Here is an 18,274-nt window from a genome sequence, read left to right on the forward strand (position 1 = left end):
CTGTTTTGCTCTGATAAAACAGAAATTAATCTTGCAAATTATTTTCTACTGGAATTTTCTTTTGCAAACTGGAAGTTAGTTTTGCAATCGACCCTTATGAAAAACAGTAAGTATCGTCCCCGTGTGATTGATAGCCAGATTGAAGAGTACCTTTCTACGTTTGGCGCAGTTTGCATCGAGGGACCGAAATGGTGCGGCAAGACCTGGTCATCAGCTTATCATAGCAAGAGTGAGATAATGTTCGGGGATCCGTCCGGAAATTTTCAGAACAGAAAACTCGCAGAACTTCAGCCGTCACTTGTTCTGGAGGGAGAAACTCCACGATTGATAGACGAATGGCAGGAAGTCCCTCAACTTTGGGATGCCGTTCGTTATCAGGTCGATCAGCGGACTGCAAAAGGGCAATTTATCCTGACAGGTTCCGCAACGCCGAACCATAAGGGAATCCTTCACAGCGGTGCCGGGCGTATAGCTAAGTTACGTATGCGTCCAATGTCATTGTATGAGTCCGGAGATTCTTCAGGAAAAGTGTCATTAAAGGCTCTTTGCGAAGGTGAACTGACGCCGGTAATGACTGGCGAAATCGATATCAAAGAATTGATTGATCTTATTATACGAGGTGGCTGGCCGGCTAATTTGGGGCTTCCTGTGAAGCAGGCTGCACTGTTGCCTAAAGAATATTTGGATGCCGTTTTAGATGATGACGTGTATCGAATGGATGGAGTGAAAAGAGATACATCTAAAATGCGTTTGTTGCTGCGTTCGCTGGCGAGAAATGAGAGCACGACCGTAACGAATAAAACACTGCGTAGTGATATCAAGGCTGTAGATGACGAAGACGTTGACCGGGATACAGTAGCTGCGTATCTTAATATATTCAAACGACTATTTATCACAGATAATCAGCCGCCTTTCGCCGGAAAAATTCGCTCATCCGCGCTTATCAAACAGGCGGAAAAGCGGCATTTCGCAGATCCGTCGCTTGCCTGCGCGTTGCTTAAGGCTACGCCGGAAGGACTGCTGGATGACCTTGAGACGCTTGGTTTTTTGTTCGAGTCGCTATGTGAGCGTGATTTAAAAATATATGCAGAATCCTTTGGCGCCACTCTCTATCATTATCAGGATTACGCTGGCCGCGAGGCCGATGCTGTTATAGAATTACCCAACGGAAAATGGTGCGCTTTCGAAATCAAGTTGGGAGCAAATCAGATTGATGCCGCGGCTGAGAATCTTATCAGCATCCGAGATGAAATCGCAGGAGATAATAAAGGTGGTAAGCCTGCAGTGCTCTGTGTTTTATGCGGTATGTCCAATGCGGCTTATTGCCGTGAGGATGGCGTTTTGGTGGTTCCGATCACAGCGTTGAAGGCTTGATGAGCGAATGAAGCGGAGGTAGGAAATGTTTACAGAACGTATGGCATTAGCTGATGATTGCGCAACTTGGATCGAGTTCAATCGGGAATTCATGGCTGGTGAAATCAAGGATGAGGATCTTTGGAACAGTACAGATCAAGTCAGCGATGAGCAATTTGCCGAGACTTTCAGTAAAGCATTGAAAGCGGAGGACATGATCAGTATATTGATATTTGAAGAGGATGGGAAGCCTGTAGGTTTTGCCAATCTCATGACCGTTTTCAGCGTTTGGACACACGGGCTGGCGCTGATAATCGACGACCTTTATCTCCGGGAGGAGTGCCGCGGCAAGGGTTGCGGCAGGCAGGCCATGGTTATGATCGAAGAATTTGCTAAAGAACGCGGGTGCAAAAGGTTGCAGTTCCAGTCTGAATTCACCAACCCCGACGCGATGAAGTTTTACATGGCTGTCGGCTATACACCGACGGATATGAAATTTTATGTGAAATACTTGGATATGCACCGTGATATTGAAATCTCTGAAAAGGAGATTTCACAGGGCAAAACTAAAGATGCAGTTGAATCTCTAGATGAATTGAGAAAACATTATGAGTTATAGCATATAGGGATTGGTGACTTACTTAGTTTGCAGGTGTTCAACCAATGCAGTCAGCAAAATATTGTTGGCTGCATTTTTTTGTCCATCGCTGAGTCTCAATCCTTTCATATCAGTATCCGATCCGGAAATAGTCCAGATACTCCTTGAATTTGTCCTGGGCCGCAAGGCAGGTATCTGTGAGGAATCCTTTTTCAGTACCCCACTGATTGAGCCCGTTATAATAATACATTTTCATGTCGTCATCGATTATGAAAGGCACGATGCAGTTGCGCAGGCATTCCTTGAACATAATGAGCCGACCGACGCGGCCATTGCCGTCCTGGAATGGGTGGATGCCCTCGAAGCGGACATGAAAATCAATGATATCTTCCAGTGACCGTTCTTTTACTGCGTTGTAGTCAGTAAGCAGGTCCCTCATTTCGTTTGAAACTTTTTCAGGCAGGGTCGTTTCTTTACCGCCTACCTCGTTTGGCATACGCTTGTAGTCGCCCACGGCAAACCAGTTAAGCCTTGAATCGGTGGTGCCGTTCTTCAGGGTCCTGTGCAGATCCTTTATAAATTTTTCTGTCAACGCATATCTTGCATGGGTGATGATCATATCTATGCTCTTGAAGTGGTTCGCAGTCTCGACTATATCGTTGACATTTATTGATCCGTCAGACGCGCCGATCGTGTTTGTCTCAAAGATATAGCGTGTCTGATCGTGAGTCAGGCGGCTTCCTTCGATATGATTGGAATTGTAGGTCAGCTCGATTTGAAGTTTGTGATAAATGCCGCCTGAGATATTTGCTGCCTGCTCTGCCTGCAGGATCTCCAGCAGGGTTTCGGGCGTGTCAGAACGCTTATTGCTGCGCTCAGGCCGTTCTGCGTCATCAGGGATATTCCATGTTTTGCCCGTGAGGAATGCGCCGGGTATCCTGCTTTGCGCGCAGTAATTACGCACAGTACGGTCTGACAATTTCCACTTTTTCGCCGTATCCATAACAGACAGATAGTTCATAATGTGGCCCTCCTTGATTTTATACTATTATAGCATATTATCGGCAAGGAATCAAAACAATCATCGAATAAATGCTGAGTATTTGCCGATAGTGGCAATGAAACACTAAAAAATATCAGAATGGCTTCCGGTTCTGATAAGCCTCAAGATCAAGGTAGTTTTGTTTATGCTATAGACCAATAGCCAATCAGGCCTGATATGACATTCTCGCATGCCCTTATAATTTTTGGAAGTATTAAGTGCGTGATCCTTATTACTTTTTGGGAGGTCATCACCGTTAGCAAGGATTCTGATAACCGCCTTCAGTTCGTTTAAATCGCAACCTCTTGATTTGACTTGCTTGAAATCTTTTTTGAACTGCGATGTTCGTTCAATTATGTATTTCATGATTCGAGCTCGTCAAATAAGTCATCTACATTATCGAATTTCTTCACATCAGAGTCCTGATCCATATGCAGGGCTTCTCTTATAGCGGCCATAGTCAGGGCATTCGGCTCCTCTTTGATTTCAAAGGGAAAGCCGTTCTGCTTGATTGCCTGAACCATAAACATATTCATAGCAGTGCCAAGATCGCAACCTAAATCGGAAAAAAGCGCTGAAGCCTGGGCTTTTATATCGGGATCGACTCTGAGAGTCATATTGATTTTCTTATTCATAACATTGACCTCCTTTTCTGCAATTATACCACAAATAATTCATATTACAATGAAATACAATAATATTATGGCAATTTATGCAAAACAGAGGTGCATGAGCGGCAGTCTGTAGCATACTGCTACAGACTCATGGCTGCGTTATATCCTTCAGCTACTGCCTCCTCTACTGTCCTTGCTCTTACACAGTCGCCGATCTCTATGCATTCCGGTATGTCGGTGCCGGTGATGAAGGAATCCGCAAGATCCGTCTTGGACCTCATGCCTGCGGCGAATACCACCGTGTCACAGGTAACAGTCTGCTCTTCACCATTTTTGTCATCATAAGTTACGGAATGTTTGTCGATGCTCTTACACTTTGCTCCGAGTATCTCGCTGAAGTTGTCGTTCTCCTGGAGCAGGATGCGTATTTCATCGCCGCATGTCTTGGATGCGTCTGGACACAGAGAATTCTGCATCTCTAAAATAGAAACATTCTTACCTTTGTCGCACAGATAGAGCGCCGTCTCGCATCCGACCTGCCCGCCGCCGATGACGATTATGGTTTCGCCCAGAGAGTCAGCGTGCTCGTAGGCCCATGTAGCGACTACGCCATTGTCAGCATTGAATCCGGGTAGCGGTAGCATCAGCGGTTCTGCTCCTACTGCTACTATCAGAGCATCGAATTTCCCGTTGATGATCTCCGGAGTTGCTATGGTGTTCAGCTTCACGTCGATCTTCTGCTTATTGCACTGATAGATCAGAAAATCTTTGTACCCGCATAGGGCATACTTGAATGGCACCTGCGCAGAAAATTTCAGCGCGCCGCCCAGACTGTCCGACTTCTCGAAAAGTGTGACTTTGTGGCCTCGTGCCTTTGCCGTCAGTGCCGCTTCCATTCCGCCCGGGCCGCCGCCTACGACAGCTACTCTTTTCACCTTTGTTGCATGATCCGGGAACATCCTTTCCACGCAGGCCTCATATCCGACCTGAGGATTGACGGAGCAGCGGAACAAATGTCCATAAACGTCTGAATCATGGCAACGCATGCATTTGATGCAGGGAACCACATCATCGGCACGGCCGTCGACGGCTTTCTTGAATGTGTCAGGATCGGCGATAAGCTGTCTGGTGAGGGCAACAAAATCACACTTGCCCTGGGCTACGGCATCCTCGGCCGCCTGGAGCGATTCGAACCCGCCAACTGCAGTCACAGGAATTTTGATTCTGCCGGACTTTTTCCACGCTTCAGCAAAATGCAGATTAGGATGGTTTCCCATGTGCTGACACGGGTGGGTGTAGGTCATATATTTTTCCGTGAGCATTCCGCAGGACGCCTGTATTATATCGCAGTAATCCTGTAGCATGCAGGCTATGTCAAGTCCCATGGCGTCGTCTATGCCACCTTTGGCGAACTCGTTTGCGGACATGCGGACCTCCATAGTCATGCGCCCGCCCGTTGCCTCGCGACATGCATCAAGTATCTCGATAGGATAACGGCAGCGGTTTTCCAGAGATCCGCCATACTCGTCGGTACGATGATTAGTAAGAGGTGAGAAGAACTGGGCTACAGGAATGCTGTGACCGAAGTGAAATAGCAGAGAATCGAAGCCGCAGGCCTGAAGGTCGTGACACATTTCAGCAGTAAGATTCTTGAATTTCGTCATTTCTTCCTTGGTGATTTCCTGACCGAAATGGGGAGATTCCATAATGCGGTTGCCGTTGGAGCAGGTTAGCGGGCCTCTCCAGCTCAAAGGGAAAACGCCCAGGACTTCCATGCCGGCCCTAGCCCCGTGGGCATGGATCCTCTCGGCAAGCATAGTCATTTTGTTCTTATGGTTAAATGCGAAGGTGTCCCAGTTGCAGTGCTGGTGGTCGTCGAAAAGGTCTGCAGCCTTAGCCCCGCCGCAGTATACGAGAGCGGCGCCGGTCTTGGCGCGCGATTCGAAGTAAGAGATAGCATCTTCGTTAGGATACTGTTGTCCGCAGTCAGACGAATGTGGCGTTATGGGTGCCACGATCAGACGGTTTTTATAAAAAACCCCGTTTACCCTGATTGGAGACAGCACATGAGAAAATTGTCTGTTCATATAAAGCCTCATTTCTTAAATACATATGTTTCATTTGTTAATGCAATCATCGTACCACCATTCCAATACCAGTACAATGGGGCTGTCAATGCCAATTTGTTTATGGATAGCATAAGCGAAACTCCCTTGAAAAAGTTGCGCATATAATCAAAAACTCCCTTGAAAAAGTTGCGATAAGGGTGCAGGATGTGTGTACTGAGATGAAAAGCGAGGGGAATTTTACCCTTGCTTTTCATTTAAAGATTTACACTTTGATTGAAAAGCTGTATAATATTGAAAAAGGAGGGTAAAATTACCCTTAGATTCTATTATAAGGAGGAAAGAGAATGTTGATTGCAAGGGATAGATATTTAGACGCGTTAAAAATACGGATGCATAATAATATGATCAAAGTTATAACGGGCATCCGCAGATGCGGAAAGTCATACTTGGTGTTTAAGATATTTAAGGGCTATCTATTAGAAATCGGAACCCCGGAAAATCATATAATCTCGATAGAACTTGATCAAAGGAAAAATAGAGAGCTCAGGAATCCGGACGCGATTTTAGAATACATTGATTCACGGATGAACGATGATGAACAATACTATATTTTGTTAGATGAAGTACAGATGCTGAAAGAATTTGAAGAGGTGCTGAATTCACTTTTGCATATTCAAAATGCAGATGTCTATGTAACAGGCAGTAATTCTAAATTCTTAACCAAGGATGTTATTACAGAATTTAGAGGTCGAGGGGATGAGGTACATATTTATCCGCTATCATTTAAAGAATTTATGGAGGTATATGAGGGAGACCAATATAAGGGATGGGCAGAATATGTGACTTATGGAGGGCTTCCTCTGGCTGCAACAATGAAAACAGATGAGCAAAAGAGTCAATACCTGAGTACGCTGTTTGATGAAACATATATCAAAGATATAGTTGAGAGAAATCACATTGAAAAAATACAGGAATTGAATGACTTGATAAACATAATTGCGTCAAACATAGGGGCACTATCAAATCCATCTAAAATCAAAGCGACTTTTAAAAGTGTGATCCAGTCAGACATTAGTCTTAATACGATACGACAGTATATAGAGTATTTAAAAGATGCTTTTCTTGTTAATGAAGCCCAAAGGTATGACGTTAAAGGCAGGAAATATATAGGAACGCCGGTCAAGTATTACTTTGAAGATGTAGGGCTTCGCAATGCAAGGCTGGGTTTCAGACAAGTTGAGGAGACGCATCTCATGGAGAATATTATCTATAATGAGTTTAAAGTGCGAGGATTTCAGGTAGATATTGGGGTTGTAAATAAAAGAGAGAGGATGTCAAGCGGAGTTACTACCAAGAAGCAACTTGAGATAGATTTTATTGCGACACAGGGAAGTAAGAAGTATTATGTTCAGTCCGCCTATAGTATTCCGGATATAGAGAAAATGAGACAGGAAAAGGCATCGCTGGTAAATGTGAAAGATTCTTTTAAAAAGATTATTATAGTGAAAGATATTATAAATGTCAGACATGATGAGGACGGAATAACAATTATGAGTATATATGATTTTCTATTACTGAATAACAGTTTGGATATGTAACAATGTTAACAATTTTACTTCAGGTCATACAGACCGTCATCGAGACAATTGAAAAGAAGTACCGGAAAATGATGCAGTATGTGTCATACTCCGTTTTAAAGGACCACCAGCTGGCAGAGGACGCCGTTCAGGAGTCCCTGCTTATCATTGACAAAAACCAGCACAAGCTGGAGGATCTCGATTCCGCCCGGGCGAAAAACTATATTTACACCGTCACCAAGAACGAGGCTCTGCACATGGCAGAAAAAAACTTTAAAAATAATGTCACATTTTCCGATCCAGAGACCTTTAATAATATAGAAGGGGATGTAGATGTGAATAGTTTCTGCGATGAGTACGGATTCAGCGCCGGCGTATCCATAGCGTTAAATCAGCTCAGCGAGGCCGACAAGGATATGATCTGTTACCGTTACGGCGGCGGCTACAGCTTCCGGGAAATCGCCAGGATGATGGACACTGATGAAGCCATACTCCGCAAACGCATGGAGCGCGCCAGGAAGAAACTTCGCAAGATCATCAAGGAAGATAATGAAAGGGTCTAGGCATGAGCTATAACAAAAGGCAGACGGACAAGTTAATAAGAAGGTACGGCAAGGCGCTCTTCGCGGCAAGGGTCAATTTCGTCGACTCCTTCGCGCCGGAGAAAAGCCGCGCCCTGGCCTTTCACAATCGTCGCCTGCGTTTGCGGCGTGTCGCGGTAGTGGCCCTTATTCTGATCCTGGCGTTCACCATGGCCCTGGGAGTAGCCAGCGCCCTGAAGCTGCAGGTGTTCAATTTTAATTTTGCGCAAAAGGCAGGCTATGCGGAGCTGGAAAACCGCGGCGCGGAAAACGGCAAATACTTCTACGAGCCGACCTACGTACCGAAGGGGTACAAGCTGACAGAGAAAATGAAGAACATTTTTGTTGGAGATACGGCGGCGACATGGACCTATCAGGCTGGAGATAAAGCATATATCAATATTGATGAAGATAAAAGCAGGTATACTAAATTCGGTATCAACACCGAGAATTGTGTGATAGAGAAACGTGTGATCAACGGAATAGAAGTCAGTTTGTATATGCGCACCGATACATACACGATTTCCGCGTATATGCAGATAAACGGTACATTCGTTGAAATACACAGTAGAATAAGCAAGAACGAAATGATAGCAATAATCAAAGGCCTGCAGAAAGAATAATGTACTGAAATAAAAACATAATTATTTTCGCCCCAAATGTCACAAAACGCTTCCAGCTTGCCTTTAATAGTATAGAAGGTAGAACAAAAAGCATTTTGTGGGAGTGATGAAAATGACATAGCGACATTTACGATTTGTAAAGCTGTAAAATACTAGGCAGTATTGACGGCTGATTTTATTACTATTTCTTATTAAGAAAGGAAAACGACATGAATAGCAAGATTAATAAAAAAATTTTAACGATTGCAGTAGCAGTGGCGATGATCATTGCAACAATGCCAGTGACTATATTCGCGAGTGACTCGGTTATATCTGCGGAAAAGATTGAAACGCTTGCTGGAGAAAATTTAAATTCGAGCTCATTACGATCTGTGGAGTCGGATTTGAATAGCCTACAGCAGGTTGGCATAGCTGAGGATATGGTCAGCGAAATTAATGTTACCTCAAAAAGCAATGAGTTTACTATTGATTTTGGCACAACACAGGATGTGATAACCATGGAACAAAATACAAGTGATTCCATTTCATATACTGTACGTGAAGGCAGTAAAGTTGATCATTGTGAATATCTGTCAGACGGATCATTTGTTCTTGATGGCTATAAAGTTCAGGTTGAGACAGTGTCAGAGAATATAGCAGGCAATCCAATAGTCTTGAGTAGAGCTGGATACAGGAGTTCTAAGTCACTATCTCCTATGAGTGGACATAGTGCGAGTGATTATAAGACCCTCCTAGCATCTGGTTCGCAGAATATTGCTTTGGGTAAAGCCTTAGACAAACTGACAGCAGGGGCATTATGGGGTGTTTTAACAACAATGGCTATGCCATACAGCCTTTTGGGGCATGTTGCTCGTGCAGCTAGCACAGCAAAGAACATATATGATGTCATAAAGGCTGCGCATCCTTCATCAACGGCTATTTCTTGCTATTATAAAACATTTATAGCAGGCTCCATGGACTATCAGTATCGCACTAAGGTTTATTCGTTGAAAAATAATAAAGGCGCATACGCACCACAGAATACTTACGAACATTTCGTTGTAATTTAGACCCGGGGAAAAGTTCTGTAATGGCGCAAACGGCTAATTGGTTTTTGGGTTTGCCGTTTGCGCTGATAGATAATTGCTCGTAAACAAAGATAATTAGAAAGGGGAAATATCATGGAGAACTATGAGAAATATGACAAGCATCTGAGGTACGCAATGTTTGTAGCGTATATAGCAAACATACTGGTTCCGATAGTTGCTTTGTTCGTAGGGATAGCATCTGGTTCAGAGGCGAAAATGGATTCAATACTGGGAGTCAATATCGCTACATCGATCGTGTTTACGGTTATAATGCTGCTGTTGATAGCGTTGAATCTGATAAATGTTATCAAGCGTAAGGATACGCCACATAGGAAGAGGCAGATCGCTACATATATCGTAATATTAGTATCATTTATCATTGGAGCACTTTCTTTGATATTATCCAAGAATCTGACATCAGATGCAGCTCTGATTGCTACAGGTGTATCCTATGTGGCATACGGCGTTGCGAACGGTGCTTTCTGGAAATACATAATAGATAATGTTCGCTTTAAGTATTAGTATAACCGGTGGTTGTATAAATGTTAGTGTGATGATTACTATGCAATATATAACTATCACTTTAAGCAATATAAGAAAGAATGATAATTAAGGTTTTTATGGAGGATTAAAATGAAAAAAATATTTAAAGTGTTAATTACAATGGTGTCAATCGTGTTGCTAAGTTGTAACTGTTTTGCTGCAGATTTGACTACCCCTGTAGACGAGGTTGTTATAGAGCCTGTAGTAACTGTAGATTCTTACAATGTTTCGTTATCACTTTCAAATAGTAATGCAATATGCACTGTCAAAGTAGAGCCTTCTGTGGCTCAAATAAGCAAAATAGTGGTTGCGGAACAATTAGTGAACAAAGGCGGAGATGTCAAAGATTCTTACAATAAGACGATTACTGCTATCAGCACTAGGGTAAGCTTTTGCCATGTATTTAAACTCAGTGCACACAGTACATACCATATCAAATATTCGATTAAAACGTATAAGTCAGGGAAACTTAAGGATTCAATCAGCGGTACAAGTAGTAGCGTGAAGTATTAGAGCAATGTTGATTTATGTTTTACAAGGGAGGAAATGATATGAAAAAAATTTTAGTGTTTACAATATCAGTCTGTTTATGCTTCGGAATGTCTACAATGGTTTACGCAGATGATAGTTTGGTATCGTACATAGGAGATACTGACAAATATATAGCACCGTTATTTACTTCAGAGGCTAACGAGGTCACAGTATCCGAGCGCGATATGATTGTGTACTTACAGGGTAAGACAGATCGAGAATTGAAAGATATAGGATATACAAATTCTGAAGTTAATGAGCTGAGAGAGATTAATGATGTTGAAGTACTAAATGAAGCAAAAAAGTGTACAGATGAAGAGCTTGGAAGTAGAGGGCTAACTGAAAGGCAGATATATGTCATACGAAATGAAAGTGATGCACAATTAGCAGCTAAGGAAGTGTACGGGAAAGTAACATATACGATAAATAAAGTTACATATAGTTACTCATCTGGCAATACTGTACTTAAAATCAAGGCAGCATGGAAATGGTCCTCTAGGCCAGTGTGTACTTTTATTGATTCTTTAGCCACAACAACAAGCGTATCTGATTTTTTAGTAACTGCATCAAGTGGAACTGTTAATTATAGAATGTCGCCGTCAGGTAGCGCAAAAAAGACTAAATCTCTTAGTGTGCATACCAAAAATTCTGGAATAGGTGCATATGCTGATTTTTCTACCGAGACTACTTTCACAGATACAACGCATCCTCGTCCAACGACAATATTTGCTTATGACGGTTCAATCAATGTTTCTTACAAGGCAACAAAAAAGATAAAATCGGTCGGTATTAGTACATTATATGGTCATTGTACTATTGCAATGACACCTAGTGTTAGCTTTGACGGTACTGGCGGGATTTCCTTTTCTACATCCATGTCATATGGACCAGAAGCTTATCAACGACTTACTTTATAAATTTAGCCAATATAGGCATAATATACCTATAATAAGCGGAATTTTATTTATTTGGAGGTGAGACAATGAATCATACATTTACTTGGGCACTGCCAGCCCTGACTGTTGTACTTGGGATCGGAGTATATTCATGCACTAACGGAAACGTGGCATTGAGTATTATCGCAGCACTGGTACCGATAGCCTTTGGTATCGGGTTGATATGTGACAGACTAAAAGACAAGTAACCATTGATGCGCGATTATACATGGGAGGGCTGAGGTGCTTTAAAATTTATGCTTCAGCGATTATTTGTAATAAAACGATCGACCATGATGTCCTGAAGTTGCTTTATTCCCCATGAATCAAAGGAAAGTACGATGATAAAATATTTTGCCCAAAATGTGGATCAACAGAGATCGAGTTGATTTCAACGCACCATGAAAAAACTGCAAGTATGTGGAAAGTGATAGCATTTGGCCTTACTGCTTTCATGGATAAGAATATACAAGAAAGCTGCGAAGAATATAAATGCGAAAATTGCGGGGCTGAGTTTCAAATCAAATAGCAGAATCAAACACGGAGGAGATTAATTATGAGAAAGAACAGAGAAAAAGAGATAATACAAGTTTCAGCAAAGGATTTTCGTACAGAACAGATATTACGCATTGCGCTTTTACTGGAATTTATTGTCGCGATTTTCGTGATAATCGATGTTATTGCAGACATGAAATGGAGCGTTTCCGATAATAAGGGACTATGCATGATCATCATCGTCCTGGCAGTCGTAGGCATATTTTGTGTCATAGGCCTGCTGTATATCAGGCACATTATTAAAATAGTACAGCCTTGGCAAAAGATAAAAAGAGAAATCACAGGGGTGGCTCTTGGCTCTGCGTTAAATCTCGTTTCATTTATCCTCGTGATATTCATGCCACACAGCGCCGAAGGCACCCAGCAGACAACCATAGATATAATCATGATTATTTGCCTTGCACTCGCTGCTACGCTGTATCAATATGGCGTCGACAGTATCAGATCCAAGTTTGACTTTGAAATTGATAATCAGCAGGTATGGAAATGAAGAAGAATAATTTAAGGCGTGAGGTCCCGTCAGTGATAAAAACCGTGATACTCTTATCGCTGGTGCCGATCCTTGCCATCGTAATGTACAGCAATTATCATATGGGTCTGTCCCAGACACAGATCGAAGCTCCGTCGTCGCTTTCCGCTCAGGAAACTGTGAGGCTGTACTTTTACTATTGCAATGTCAACGATGAGGCCGGCAGGCATAGTCTCTGGAACGGATTGGTCAGCTCTCTTGGAGAACCCGAGGCAAACCCCGATAAGTCGCGAAAAGGCGATACGATTCTTTTCAAAGTCAGGCAGGTGCAGGACAAGCGCATGAACCCCGGCGAGGTTATGTTCTACGTGGATTTCAGGAACAAAGAAATCGGCAGGGCATCCATGTATATGAAACTACATAAGGAAAAGGGCCGGTGGAAGATCTACACCGCCGGAAGCAACCGCGGAATCATCGCATCCTACGATCGCAAGGTCACATAAACTATTGCAGATTTGCGGCAGAGGCCGCATCCACATGGTCAACTATTTCCCTGGCGGCATTACGATCGAATTGCTGCCTGGTAGTTACAATATAAGCCTCAACGTTATAGTCCGCGAAATAAAAGACCTTAGTAAACACTACATAAGTGACGCCGTTTTCTCTATCCTTGCTTTCACTGTAATATATCCCCTTGGTGCCCCTGACCGTCTCGTCGCTCGGCGTCATCTGGTTATCAGCGTATTTTATGTCATTGGCCGTAGTACTCTCATAGGACACGCGGACAGTATAACTGGCCACATCAGTATCCCCATCATAAAGAGAGAAATTACATTCATCGTATTGGTACGAACTGTCGTCTTCATTGTCGTCTGTGACGGCGTCTTCTGTCCATGCCTTGTTTAGCTGGAAACTCAGTCCGTCAAATTCATAGGTTTTCAGATCGGCAGAATGGTCGTAGTCCCCCAGGCCTGTCGGCGCCAGGGGGCTTAATGGCGAAATGAACCATATCACCAGAAGAAGTATTATAATTACAGGCACAAAAGCCAGCTTGTTTATGTGCTTTGCCGGCTTTTTCACTCCGGCGGCCGCAGGCTGTATCGCCGGATCTGTCGGTTGGGTTGCAGTATCCGTCTCTTGCTCTTGCGGATCTTTTTGAAAGTGCATGTAGACTCCGTGGCTTTCACTGCCGTCATCAGCGCCATCGTCCGAGTCTTCATCGAAATCATCAAAATCGCTTTCAGTACTGCTCTTCCCATAAGTATCCATAAATTGGGCCAGATCGTCAGCACGTTCGCCCGTGTCCAGCTTCCCATCATTGTCAATATCAAATCCAAATCCGAAAAATCCAGGATCATTCTTATCAAACATATTCGCATACCTCCAAGAGACATTCTACTACTAACCTATGGATAAGACAACAGGTATGGCTGGTTGATTATTGGGGGTAATCGTGTTATGCTATATCCGTTATATGTTTAACAATAATTATATATAAAGGAACGTGTTGATTTGGAGCAAAGTAATAAATTCGTACAAACTTCAGACGGTAGATTGCAGTTCATCGGAGAAAAACTGCTGGACTTTGTGGACGTGAAAAGCAGAGATCCTTTTGCCTTCCCTGCAAGCAAACTTAAAGAAAACGACATGGTCTTTTTGTTTTTCAGGGATGTGACTACACTGACTAAGAAAGTGACCGGCCTTTTGAAGAAGCTTCGCATTGAGGAGCTGCCTGAAGAGGGCTGGCTTTTCGCGTGCGCAGTTTGCCAAAGCGCTATATCGCCTATATATTTTTCCGGACAGGAATTGCCAAAACAGATATGCGAGACAGTTTATTGCAATCAGCATATAAAGGCGGAGATCAGGAAGAACGCTTTGCGGATGGTCGTCAATCAACAGGCCGTTGAGCTATCGCTTGATGTGTGCCCTGACCAGTGCATGATCTGTAATCAGCGAGGCATCAAGTATTTCTACAGCAGCGGCCAAGGCGAAAGCAGGGAATCTATAGAGGAACTGCTGTCGGGCAAAGAGTACAGGGGCTTTTATAAAAAAAGCATACTCAATAATGTGGGTATGCATGTGGATAAAATATTCTGTGAGGATTTCCTATCACTATTAAAGGAAAACGCAGCTGGTCCGGCTGTAATAAAACTGCGGAATGAATATCTTTCCGTGACCAAGGCGGAGACACAGCAAGGGCCAGACAGAGTGATAACATATCAGATCCTATCTAAAGCGGCCCTTTTGTCCCAAATAGAAAAGGACAGTAATGAGTATCTTAGAATAGACTCGGCAGAGCATAGGAACTCTGACATCAGCCCATATTCCTTGGACATCGATTTCAGCGGCAATGATGAAAAGGTCCAGCGGGTGAAGTATCTGGTGCAGAAATCCTGCAGGACCAATGCAGCCATTTTTCTTGGCGGCGAGAGCGGCACCGGCAAGACTTTTTTGGCTAGAGGCATACACAATAATAGTTTGCGTAGGGATAAACCATTTGTTCATGTCAACTGTGCGGCCATTTCCTACAACCTTATTGAGAGTGAGCTTTTCGGATACGAGGCCGGATCATTTACGGGAGCCAACAAAGGCGGTAAGAAGGGATACTTCGAAGCAGCCGACGGAGGCACATTGTTCCTGGATGAGATCGGAGAGATACCCTATTCACTTCAGGGCAAGCTTCTGGAGGCCTTGCAGAGTAAATGCTACTATCGAGTAGGAGGAACAGAAAAAGTAAGTGTGGATGTGAGACTTATTACCGCTACCAATAAAGACTTGAAAAAGGAAATAGATGAGCATTGCTTCAGGGAAGACCTGTTTTACAGGATCAATGTTTTCCCTATAGAGTTGCCTCCTCTGCGGGAGAGAATGGACTCGCTACACTATATTATTTCGGATTTGCTGCCTGACATTTGCAGCGACTTCGGTATAGAACCGTTACTGGTCAGTGAACAGGCTTTGAACAAAATGAAAGAGTATGATTGGCCGGGGAACATCAGGGAACTGGACAATACTTTGAAGAAGGCGGCATTGTTATGTGATGGTAAGATTATCAGGCCGGATGATGTGATATTGCCAAAGGCAGGAAATCCTGATGCCGCGGGCGGCTCTCTTAAGGAGCGGTGCAGTCTCTTCGAGAAGAATATAATTGCCGAAACCTTAAAGCGCACCGGAGGCGACAGGAGGAAAACAGCTGAGATCTTGAAGGTGAGCAAAACCAGTCTCTTCGAGAAAATAAAGAAATACGATTTGGATAAATGGGAGGTTGATGAAAACGATGCTTCTGGAAATGATAAATAACAGAATAGAACATTTCCCTGGTGATATAGGTATAGGCTACGTAGATTTGAAGTCTGGAAAAAAATGCTATGCAGGAAACTGCGACGTTTATCCTGCTGCGGGACTAGCCAAGCTTTTACTGCTTATAGAGATATTTAATCAATTGAATGAGGGGAAAATCACTGAAGACGAGAAAATCAAGCTGGCTGATGAAAGGTATTACAGGGATGAACATGCGGAAAATGAGGTGAATCCAATAATATCTTATGGTATAGCAAGATATCTGGATCCGAGTCTCAAGCTTACAGTCAGAGATGTATGTACTATGATGATGGTGATCAGCGACAACACTGCCTTTAATATTTTGCTGGACAAGGCAGGAATAGACAGGGTCAATGGTACTCTTTATGACATTGGAATGAACAAGAGCAGGATAAACAGGTTCATGCTGTTCGGAAAGGCGGACAGAGAGAAGGAAGATGATATAGTGGACAACTATGTCTCTGTAAGCGAACTGACTGCTTTATATGAGAAAATGTATAACGGCCAGGTGATTTCCGAAGACTTCAGCAGGCGCATGCTGGATCTGCTGAAGGAGCACCAGAGGACTAATATAATTCCCTACCCTATTCCCGATGATATTTCCGTGGCTCATCAGACAGGCCTTGATGAAGGGGTCGTGCTGGATGCCGGTATAATATACAGTGAGGAGCCATTCATATTGGCAATGGGAGTTAAAAACGCCGATGTTAGAGATGCAGAGGCGGTGATGCGTGACATTACTACTATGTGTTATGAAAACCATAGGAAACAGTAAAAAAGGTTTAAAAAAAGACCCAGATGTTCGGAAACACGAACGGAAAACTATTTGAACAGCCGGTCCATAATTTCGGATCGGCTGTTTTTTGCCGCCTGAGGGGGAGTATAAGTTCTGGCATAAATAATGCAATGTAATAAGGCATTATGGGTGTTCTATTTAATGAATAGAATGTTGAACGATTATTCTCTACAATAATTTAAGGAGGTTTTTATGAGTGAAAACAATGACAACGGCCAATTTAAACGAGTAATAGGCCTGTTTGGTGGTATCAGCCTGGTTGCTGGGATGACCATTGGTTCAGGAGTTTATTATCTTGGCAGTTATGTACTGGAACGTACAGGTTTCAGCTTTGGCTGGGCTCTGGTATGTTGGATCGTTGGAGGAGTAGTTTCCATACTTGGTGGGCTGTGCTTTGCGGAGCTTGGAGCAGAAAGACCTGTGGCAGGTGGCATGACGGTCTACCTAAGCGAGGCATATCACCCTGCTCTGGGTTTTGTTAATGCCTTTTCCTGCTTTATTCTGACATGCTCAGGATCCATAGCATCGCTGGCAATGGCGGCGGTAACCGGCTTAAAGGGAACATTTGGCCTTAGCGAGGTCGAGGTTAAAATCTGGGCCATAGCAATTATAGTATTTTTCACAGCTATCAATTTGATCGGCGCCAAATATGGAGTAATATTACAAAATATTTCCATGGTATTGAGGGTAATTCCTCTAATACTGATTATATTTGTAGGCGTATTCATGGGAGACCAATCAGTAGACTTGAGCCTGTCACCTGCGGGGACTTCTGCTGCAGGCGGCGGCTTCAGCGGAATGATATCTATGATAGCCTTTGCAACATTTGCTTCACTGTGGGCTTATGAAGGCTGGGAGAATTTGAACACCGTAGGCGAGGAAATTAAAAACCCGAGGAAAAATTTACCTTTGGCAATTATCATATCCTTGTTATTCATTACGGCAGTTTACGTTTTGTTCCAGTTTGCTCTTTACAGAGTAATGCCGGCTGAAGAAATCAAGGCAATGGTCGGAAGCGGAGACATTTACGTAGGGAATGCCGTAGCAGAGAAACTTATGGGACGCTTCGGATATATAATCGTCCTTGCGGGTATGACTATAGGAATACTAGGAACTACTAATGGCGATGTTCTCGTATTCCCGAGAACATACTATGCTATGGCGGAGGAAGGATACTTCCCTAAATCATTTACTAAGATAAGCAAGAGGACAGGAGTACCTGTACCAGCTACGATCGCTTCCTCAACAGTTGCTATCATATTGGTAGTTTTCAACAGTTTGCAGGATCTGACGGATATGCTGATCACTCTTTCGGCATTGCTGAATGTATTGTGCATGGCCGCAGTAATAATATACAGAGTCAAATGGCCTGAAATGGAAAGACCGTATAAGGTCTGGGGCGGCATTCCGACAGTAGTGGTAACAGTAATACTCTTTGCTGTTCTTCTGGTCAATGAATTCGTCAGCGACCCAAGGTCAGCATTTATCGGATTCGCCATTCCTCTGGTAGGCCTGGTATTCTACTTCTACTTCAAGAAGAAGAACGGCGGCAAGGAATTCAACGGAGAAAATATCGAGTAGCCGATAGACCTGGGAGGAA

20 protein-coding genes are annotated in these 18,274 nt (G+C 43.4%); 15 read left to right on the forward strand and 5 right to left on the reverse strand.

What is annotated here, in order from left to right:
- Together EV211_RS04865 and EV211_RS04870 are read left to right on the forward strand one after the other, a co-directional pair.
- Positions 1-1,374, forward strand: a 1,374-nt coding sequence (locus EV211_RS04865; protein ID WP_330564562.1) for an ATP-binding protein, incomplete at its 5' end; no start/stop codon positions are given.
- A gap of 25 nt (positions 1,375-1,399) precedes the next feature.
- Positions 1,400-1,972 (forward strand): GNAT family N-acetyltransferase, encoded by a 573-nt coding sequence (locus tag EV211_RS04870; protein WP_133528300.1) that lies wholly within the window; start codon positions 1,400-1,402, stop codon positions 1,970-1,972.
- A 109-nt stretch (positions 1,973-2,081) separates the two neighbouring features.
- Here the strand turns inward: EV211_RS04870 and EV211_RS04875 are convergent, their stop codons facing one another.
- From EV211_RS04875 to EV211_RS04890, 4 genes are all read right to left on the reverse strand, one after another.
- On the reverse strand, positions 2,082-2,972 hold the full coding sequence (locus tag EV211_RS04875; protein ID WP_133528301.1) for a Fic family protein: 891 nt from the start codon (positions 2,970-2,972) through the stop codon (positions 2,082-2,084).
- Positions 2,973-3,077: 105 nt separating this feature from the next.
- Positions 3,078-3,359: a type II toxin-antitoxin system YafQ family toxin gene (locus EV211_RS04880; RefSeq protein WP_133528302.1), complete on the reverse strand. Its 282-nt coding sequence runs from the start codon at positions 3,357-3,359 to the stop codon at positions 3,078-3,080.
- A complete protein-coding gene (locus EV211_RS04885) occupies positions 3,356-3,628 on the reverse strand; it encodes a type II toxin-antitoxin system RelB/DinJ family antitoxin (RefSeq protein WP_133528303.1) in 273 nt (90 codons plus the stop codon). Before EV211_RS04885 ends, EV211_RS04880 begins: the two co-directional genes overlap by 4 nt.
- Before the next feature lie 119 nt (positions 3,629-3,747).
- Positions 3,748-5,694, reverse strand: a complete 1,947-nt coding sequence (locus EV211_RS04890) for an oxidoreductase (RefSeq protein ID WP_166635374.1) — start codon at positions 5,692-5,694, stop codon at positions 3,748-3,750.
- Between the two features lie 326 nt (positions 5,695-6,020).
- Between EV211_RS04890 and EV211_RS04895 the strand changes: the two genes are divergently transcribed.
- The 10 genes from EV211_RS04895 to EV211_RS04935 all read left to right on the forward strand — a co-directional run bounded on the left by EV211_RS04895 (position 6,021) and on the right by EV211_RS04935 (position 13,060).
- On the forward strand, positions 6,021-7,274 hold the full coding sequence (locus tag EV211_RS04895) for an ATP-binding protein (RefSeq protein WP_133528305.1): 1,254 nt from the start codon (positions 6,021-6,023) through the stop codon (positions 7,272-7,274).
- Between the two features lie 2 nt (positions 7,275-7,276).
- On the forward strand, positions 7,277-7,816 hold the full coding sequence (locus EV211_RS04900) for an RNA polymerase sigma factor (protein ID WP_133528306.1): 540 nt from the start codon (positions 7,277-7,279) through the stop codon (positions 7,814-7,816).
- A gap of 2 nt (positions 7,817-7,818) precedes the next feature.
- The gene (locus tag EV211_RS04905; protein WP_133528307.1) at positions 7,819-8,457 is read left to right on the forward strand and encodes a DUF4367 domain-containing protein; all 639 of its coding nucleotides are present in this window, start codon (positions 7,819-7,821) and stop codon (positions 8,455-8,457) included.
- 209 nt (positions 8,458-8,666) lie between these two features.
- The gene (locus EV211_RS04910) at positions 8,667-9,506 is read left to right on the forward strand and encodes a hypothetical protein (protein WP_133528308.1); all 840 of its coding nucleotides are present in this window, start codon (positions 8,667-8,669) and stop codon (positions 9,504-9,506) included.
- Between the two features lie 111 nt (positions 9,507-9,617).
- Positions 9,618-10,046: a hypothetical protein gene (locus EV211_RS04915; RefSeq protein ID WP_133528309.1), complete on the forward strand. Its 429-nt coding sequence runs from the start codon at positions 9,618-9,620 to the stop codon at positions 10,044-10,046.
- 111 nt (positions 10,047-10,157) lie between these two features.
- A complete protein-coding gene (locus tag EV211_RS04920) occupies positions 10,158-10,580 on the forward strand; it encodes a hypothetical protein (RefSeq protein WP_133528310.1) in 423 nt (140 codons plus the stop codon).
- Positions 10,581-10,618: 38 nt separating this feature from the next.
- Positions 10,619-11,515, forward strand: a complete 897-nt coding sequence (locus tag EV211_RS04925) for a hypothetical protein (protein WP_133528311.1) — start codon at positions 10,619-10,621, stop codon at positions 11,513-11,515.
- A gap of 65 nt (positions 11,516-11,580) precedes the next feature.
- On the forward strand, positions 11,581-11,742 hold the full coding sequence (locus EV211_RS10680; RefSeq protein WP_166635375.1) for a hypothetical protein: 162 nt from the start codon (positions 11,581-11,583) through the stop codon (positions 11,740-11,742).
- 347 nt (positions 11,743-12,089) lie between these two features.
- Positions 12,090-12,578 (forward strand): hypothetical protein, encoded by a 489-nt coding sequence (locus EV211_RS04930; protein WP_133528312.1) that lies wholly within the window; start codon positions 12,090-12,092, stop codon positions 12,576-12,578.
- Positions 12,575-13,060 carry a hypothetical protein gene (locus EV211_RS04935; protein ID WP_133528313.1) on the forward strand — a complete coding sequence of 162 codons (486 nt, stop codon included), beginning with the start codon at positions 12,575-12,577 and terminating at the stop codon, positions 13,058-13,060. Before EV211_RS04930 ends, EV211_RS04935 begins: the two co-directional genes overlap by 4 nt.
- A gap of 1 nt (position 13,061) precedes the next feature.
- Here the strand turns inward: EV211_RS04935 and EV211_RS04940 are convergent, their stop codons facing one another.
- Positions 13,062-13,928: a hypothetical protein gene (locus EV211_RS04940; RefSeq protein WP_133528314.1), complete on the reverse strand. Its 867-nt coding sequence runs from the start codon at positions 13,926-13,928 to the stop codon at positions 13,062-13,064.
- Positions 13,929-14,069: 141 nt separating this feature from the next.
- Here EV211_RS04940 and EV211_RS04945 point away from each other — a divergent pair, with 141 nt between their 5' ends.
- From EV211_RS04945 to EV211_RS04955, 3 genes are all read left to right on the forward strand, one after another.
- Positions 14,070-15,857 (forward strand): sigma-54 interaction domain-containing protein, encoded by a 1,788-nt coding sequence (locus EV211_RS04945; RefSeq protein ID WP_133528315.1) that lies wholly within the window; start codon positions 14,070-14,072, stop codon positions 15,855-15,857.
- Positions 15,826-16,653, forward strand: a complete 828-nt coding sequence (locus tag EV211_RS04950) for a serine hydrolase (RefSeq protein ID WP_133528316.1) — start codon at positions 15,826-15,828, stop codon at positions 16,651-16,653. The genes EV211_RS04945 and EV211_RS04950 overlap by 32 nt, the downstream gene beginning before the upstream one ends.
- 213 nt (positions 16,654-16,866) lie before the next feature.
- Positions 16,867-18,255: an APC family permease gene (locus EV211_RS04955; protein ID WP_133528317.1), complete on the forward strand. Its 1,389-nt coding sequence runs from the start codon at positions 16,867-16,869 to the stop codon at positions 18,253-18,255.
- Positions 18,256-18,274 lie beyond the last annotated feature (19 nt).

This window comes from Aminicella lysinilytica, assembly GCF_004362975.1.
Lineage (GTDB): Bacteria > Bacillota > Clostridia > Peptostreptococcales > Anaerovoracaceae > Aminicella > Aminicella lysinilytica.